The sequence below is a fragment of the Xenorhabdus szentirmaii DSM 16338 genome (assembly GCF_002632585.1).
Taxonomy (GTDB): Bacteria; Pseudomonadota; Gammaproteobacteria; order Enterobacterales; family Enterobacteriaceae; genus Xenorhabdus; species Xenorhabdus szentirmaii.
On record NZ_NIBV01000005.1, the window covers coordinates 25,812 to 30,814 of the forward strand.

At 51.9% G+C, this 5,003-nt stretch carries 8 protein-coding genes and 1 pseudogene; 3 read left to right on the forward strand and 6 right to left on the reverse strand.

What is annotated here, in order from left to right; all coding sequences use genetic code 11:
* On the forward strand, positions 1-569 hold a 569-nt coding region (locus Xsze_RS22985; RefSeq protein WP_244590059.1), incomplete at its 5' end, for a transposase.
* 156 nt (positions 570-725) lie between these two features.
* Here Xsze_RS22985 and Xsze_RS20840 read toward each other — a convergent pair.
* The 5 genes from Xsze_RS20840 to Xsze_RS20850 form a co-directional block, all read right to left on the reverse strand.
* Positions 726-1,190, reverse strand: a complete 465-nt coding sequence (locus Xsze_RS20840) for a hypothetical protein (RefSeq protein ID WP_244431729.1) — start codon at positions 1,188-1,190, stop codon at positions 726-728.
* A 67-nt stretch (positions 1,191-1,257) separates the two neighbouring features.
* Positions 1,258-1,452, reverse strand: coding sequence for a hypothetical protein (locus tag Xsze_RS21950; protein ID WP_167330995.1), 195 nt, complete (start codon positions 1,450-1,452; stop codon positions 1,258-1,260).
* Entirely contained in the window at positions 1,415-1,555 is a 141-nt protein-coding gene (locus Xsze_RS22305; protein WP_167330994.1) for a hypothetical protein, read from the reverse strand. The genes Xsze_RS21950 and Xsze_RS22305 overlap by 38 nt, the downstream gene beginning before the upstream one ends.
* The gene (locus tag Xsze_RS20845) at positions 1,552-1,971 is read right to left on the reverse strand and encodes a hypothetical protein (protein ID WP_051462281.1); all 420 of its coding nucleotides are present in this window, start codon (positions 1,969-1,971) and stop codon (positions 1,552-1,554) included. The genes Xsze_RS22305 and Xsze_RS20845 overlap by 4 nt, the downstream gene beginning before the upstream one ends.
* 289 nt (positions 1,972-2,260) lie before the next feature.
* The gene (locus Xsze_RS20850) at positions 2,261-3,508 is read right to left on the reverse strand and encodes a phage tail protein (protein WP_244590090.1); all 1,248 of its coding nucleotides are present in this window, start codon (positions 3,506-3,508) and stop codon (positions 2,261-2,263) included.
* A gap of 124 nt (positions 3,509-3,632) precedes the next feature.
* Between Xsze_RS20850 and tnpA the strand changes: the two genes are divergently transcribed.
* Positions 3,633-4,061: an IS200/IS605 family transposase gene (gene tnpA / locus Xsze_RS20855; protein ID WP_099139185.1), complete on the forward strand. Its 429-nt coding sequence runs from the start codon at positions 3,633-3,635 to the stop codon at positions 4,059-4,061.
* Positions 4,062-4,069: 8 nt separating this feature from the next.
* On the opposite strand, the gene Xsze_RS22310 is transcribed toward tnpA, so the two are convergent.
* Positions 4,070-4,216 (reverse strand): hypothetical protein, encoded by a 147-nt coding sequence (locus tag Xsze_RS22310; RefSeq protein WP_169924461.1) that lies wholly within the window; start codon positions 4,214-4,216, stop codon positions 4,070-4,072.
* Here Xsze_RS22310 and Xsze_RS22990 point away from each other — a divergent pair.
* A pseudogene (locus tag Xsze_RS22990) lies at positions 4,215-5,003 on the forward strand (transposase); the annotation flags it as partial. The gene Xsze_RS22310 and the pseudogene Xsze_RS22990 sit on opposite strands and share 2 nt — an antisense overlap.

The following is a 5,003-nucleotide window of genomic DNA, read 5'->3' on the forward strand; positions in this document are numbered from 1 at the left end:
TTTGCCACCTGACCCTGCAACTGGGGCTCACCCCGGTCATCAGCTATCGTCGCCCAAACAAAGGCCCTAATACGTTCCAAAAGAAACAGTTTATTTATGACTCGCAACACGATTGCTATACCTGCCCGCAGGGCGAAAAGCTGATTTATACCACCACCGACCGCCAGGGATACCGCCATTACCAAACAGCCGCCGGCATTTGCCAGAACTGTCCACAGCGGTCGGCTTGTACACGGGCTAAAAAGGGAAAAACCATCACGCGGCACCTCTGGGAAACGAGCAAAGAAAAGGCTCAATACATTCGGTTAACGCCGTGGGGCAAAAAAATGCATAAGCGACGAAAAGAAACGATAGAGCGCAGTTTTGCGGATGCCAAACAGCATCACGGGCATCGTTACGCCCATTTTCGCGGGTTGCTGAAAGTGCAGATACAGTGCCTATTGGCGGCCACCGCGCAAAATATCAAGAAGATAGCGTTACTGGTGGCCACGCTTTGTTGGTTTTATCTGGGGTTCAGCCGTGAATGTAGTCGATCAACCATCCCATCACGTTCTGGAAAAGGGGAATAACGGGCATGAATCAGAAAAAAAACGAAGAGGAGGGTTGATAATGGAGACGGCAATGGTATGGTTTCAACGCGGTTTGTCAGCAGTCTGAAACCACCCGCTATGCGGGTGGTTCTGATTTGCTTTGCTATTACTAAAACCCGCCATGACTTCACTCCATTAAATAAACATATAAGGAATTTCTGATTTTTTCTGCACCTGCATCCCGGACAGCGAGAGCGTCACGGTATTATGGGTGTAATACCCTGCCGCCGTTTTCGGTGCGTCCAGTTCGAAGCTGACGTCCTGAATCACCACATCCGTGAGTTTTAACCGGCGTCCAATATCGATAACGACCGTTTCAGGGCGCCTGCCGCCGGGCATGACCACGCCCAGTTCAGGCGAGGCCATTTGTAATAACGTCATGATGGCGGCCTGCACTTCGACCTGAGCATCCTGCTGGGCCATAAAATGCAAGGGCAGTGTGATTTGCGGCGGTTTTTGGCCCTGCCACACCATTAATGAGTTAATCCGGGTGACAGAGGTATTGTCTGTCATGACCTGTGCGCCATTGGCGAGGGTGGATATGCCCGCCACCGACCCGATGGAATCATTCTCAAAGGGGGATTCCCACAGCGATTGCAACGTGGCCAGCGCCACAAATCATGAAATTCCCCTTATGCCACCTGCGCAATAGCCGGTGGCGTTGTGATTACAAACCGCGTTTTTTACGGATAAGATTGGATTGCCTACGGGCTTTTTTGGCCGACGCGGTTTGGGCTTTCATCCGGGCTTTCTTCAGTGCATTTTTTTGTGCTGCGCTGAGGCGGCGCGGATGCGGTTGCTTACGGATCAATTTCACCACGTCATCACGGACCACTTTGATATTGGCTTCTATCATCGTCACCGGTGACAGAAAACTCCGCAATGATGTTGTCTTCGTCGTCGGGTGAGATATCCATGGCCGCCAGCATGGCATCGGCGGCCTCGTCATCGGCATTGTCGATCATGTCCGTGACGTCATGCTGGCTGGCCCCATGGCAACCGCCGCATCGGCCATCAGACCTAACCAGCGGTTGTAATCGTCGATTTGTTCATCGGTGAAGGCGCTGTCACTGTCTTGCGGCAGGTCCGCCAGTCTCAGCGCGAATTCATCAAAAGACTCGAAGGAGCTTTCACCCTGTTGTGCCCAGTCAATTACCGCGGCGGCGGCAATGCCGCGGGCATCCTGTTCGGCCTTTTTGTACACGGCTTCCAGCAGCATCTCTTCAGACTGGGATTGACCTGCACCGGCCGGTGGCCGCACGGTTTTTCCGGTGTTTCTGGCCTGAGGAGACTCCAGCATGGCCACCTGCCCTGCGGGGGTAGTGAATGCACTCAACCGCGACGTTAGCAGTGCGCCGCGTGTAAACATACCTTTACTCATTTTTCTTTACCTACTGATTATGGAATTAACACGGGTTCAGCGACAATTCGGCGAGAGACGCCCGTCGGACACACGGCGTATCTGACGTGCCACATATCAAACTATCAAACGCATCCTGTGTCACAGTGACAACATAGGGGGCGGTGCCTGCGTGGGGCAACCAGGGCGCCCGAGGCTACAAAACGGTCAAGCAGCTTCGGAATTTCCCTTTCCAGCCCGCGTCGGGTCACGCCGTCCGGTTCATGCTTCAACGCCTGGCCAATGTCATAAACCTGGCGGGCGATGGCATTTAAGGTGCTATTGACATGCTGGTATCGGAGATAATTTTTTTGCTGTAGGTGGTGAGTGCATCATCAATCATGACGGCACCGTCAGAGGCAAAGCCCACCGTATTAATCCCGCTATTGACATAGGCTTCGCGATTAATATTTGCCACAAAGGCGAACGGTTTAATATTTCTGCGATGAATGATCCCGCGAGATTGTCCGGCGGGGGACAGGTGGTAGCCGCCCACATCGGACACCATCGCAACCCCCTTGGCTTTAGCCACAAACGCATTCCCGGACAGGCCATAGGCAACATTCGCCCCGGAAAAATCGTCACGGCAGGTATAGGGAAAATGGTAACGGCAAATGTGCGCGTAATGGCCAAACCCATGACTTTGGTCGGCGTCAATCGCCTGAGAGGGGCCAAGGGAGGGGAGTAGATCATAAAACATGTCAACACGGACCTCGTTGGCTAATTGGGCTAATGCTGACAGGACGAACGGCTGGTAACAGCCCAATGACAAAATGGAGGTGTAATTCACCGTTGAGGAACGGAGAATTGCGATGGCGTTTTCGTAGGATTTATTGGAAAGATTGGCTAAAGTCCCGCTGAAGCCGCCTTCAAAGCCGTCATAATCCTCCGGCAGGCTGCCGATATTATGGCTTAATATCCCTGCCGACAGACGGTGCGTATTATTTTCCAATGCGACCGGGAGATAGGCGGGTTGCCCCATGTCGTTCGTGGCTTCCGGATCTAATGAGACCTGAATCGTGTCTAACAGGGTCTGATGACCTAAGCTATCGGTTTCCTTCAGGATGAGGGTAAACAGGCCCTGACGGTCTGGATTTTTAATCAGCGATAACGAGCGATTCTGGGCGTCGTCACCGTCGGCAATCTCGATATAAAAGTACGCGTCGATGTCCATCAAACTAGATTTTGACGGATCCGCAGGCCTGGTGGTCGCATACAGTCTGGGTTTTTCACCGGCTTCCTTGCCTTTCGTCAGGATCAGTATGGAAATTTGCATATCGTCCGGTATGACACGTACAACATAGCCATTGCCCCCCTTTAACGCCTGATAAACATGACGGTACGGTTCAAAATTCGGGTCAACATGCGGGTGGATCGGCTCTCCCAGGACTTTTTTCAGGGTATCCGGTGTGACATGCAGGACGACGCCCGGTGTGCCGCGTTTAGCCACCACCACCCCGGCGAACACGGATGCGCCGCCCGTGGCAGGGGAAAAGGTGGCTTCGGCGTTGGGCGGCATAATGGCAACGCCGGCGGCCTGACCCACAGCGAAAGGAATTTTATTCTTCCATATTAAAGGTTAAAACCACCGACTTTAGTCGGTCAGCTTTAGCTGCGATACTGTGTTGCACGGGAGGTGCAACATGGATTACAGATATGGCAGCCACACGGTATTTAATATCGAATATCATTTTGTGTGGGTAACAAAATACAGGTACAAGGTGCTGACGGGTGAAGTCGGTATTCGGGTGCGAGAGTTAGTCCGTCAGACGTGTGAAGCATTTGAAATCAGAATATTAAGTGGTGTCGTGAGCCAAGATCATGTTCACATATTGGTGAATAGTCCGCCGACATTAGCACCCTCAGAAATCATGAGGAGGCTGAAAAGGAGGACAGCGAGTAAGTTGTTTGAGGAGTTTACTCATCTGAAAAAACGCTATTGGGGTCAGCATTTTTGGGGCAGAGGCTATTTTTGTTCCACGGTGGGTCAGTTAACAGAAGAAATGATTGAGGCTTATCTTGCCCACCATTTTGAACCGAACCCAAATGATAATTTCAAGATGGACGATTGACGCATCGTTCAGCCGATGCGTATCCGGACTTTCAGTCCGTTAATCACTAAACCACCGACTTTAGTCGGTGGTTGCAGATTATTGACAAAGTGCTGGTTTTTTATCCGGTACTTTGCTTTAATCAAATTCCGTTCACCCGACGGAGCTGCCGCCATGTTAAGAGTTCCCTCTCCCCGGACGTTTCCGCCCGAAACACTCTCACTTGATGACCTCGTCTCCCAAAACCATCTGGTTCGCAAAGTCGATGCCGCCCTTGATTTCGAATTTATCCGAGATTTAGTCGCCCCGTTGTATTGCCAAAATAATGGCCGTCCGGCTATCGATCCGGTGATGCTGATTAAAATGATGTTACTGGGCTATTTATTTGGGATCCCCAGTGAACGCCGGTTGGTTCAGGAGATCCAGGTGAATATGGCCTACCGCTGGTTTTTGCGGCTGGGGTTGACTGAAAAAGTCCCTGATGCCTCTACCCTCAGCCAAAATCGGCGACGTCGCTTCAACCACTCCGAGGTGTTCCAGTCCATTTTTGACAATATTGTCGAACAGGCTATCCGCCGCGGTTTTGTGGGCGGGCGGGTGCTCTATACGGACAGCACCCATCTGAAAGCCAGTGCCAATCCCCATAAAACTGAGCGCCTCCAGCGTCCTGTTCTTCCGGGCGCCTATCTGGACGAGTTGGAACAGGCCGTAAGTGAAGACCGGGCTCAATCCGGAAAAAAAGGTTGACGCCAACCCACAAGGAACGGCAAAAACAGATAAAAGTCAGTACGACTGACCCGGAAAGCGGTTTTATGCACCGGACGAACAAACCGACAGGATTTTTCTATCTCGACCACCGTACCGTGGACGGGAAAGCCAATATTATCATGGATACTTACGCCACCGCAGGCAATGTCCATGACAGCCAGCCGTTGATTGGGCGTCTGAAACGTCAGTTGGCCC

Coding starts and splice junctions, on each gene's coding strand:
- Xsze_RS22310 (WP_169924461.1), bottom strand. CDS start 4,216: ATGGCGGCAGCTCCGTCGGGTGAACGGAATTTGATTAAAGCAAAGTAC.
- Xsze_RS20845 (WP_051462281.1), bottom strand. CDS start 1,971: ATGAGTAAAGGTATGTTTACACGCGGCGCACTGCTAACGTCGCGGTTG.
- Xsze_RS20850 (WP_244590090.1), bottom strand. CDS start 3,508: ATGCCGCCCAACGCCGAAGCCACCTTTTCCCCTGCCACGGGCGGCGCA.
- Xsze_RS22305 (WP_167330994.1), bottom strand. CDS start 1,555: ATGATCGACAATGCCGATGACGAGGCCGCCGATGCCATGCTGGCGGCC.
- tnpA (WP_099139185.1), top strand. CDS start 3,633: ATGGATTACAGATATGGCAGCCACACGGTATTTAATATCGAATATCAT.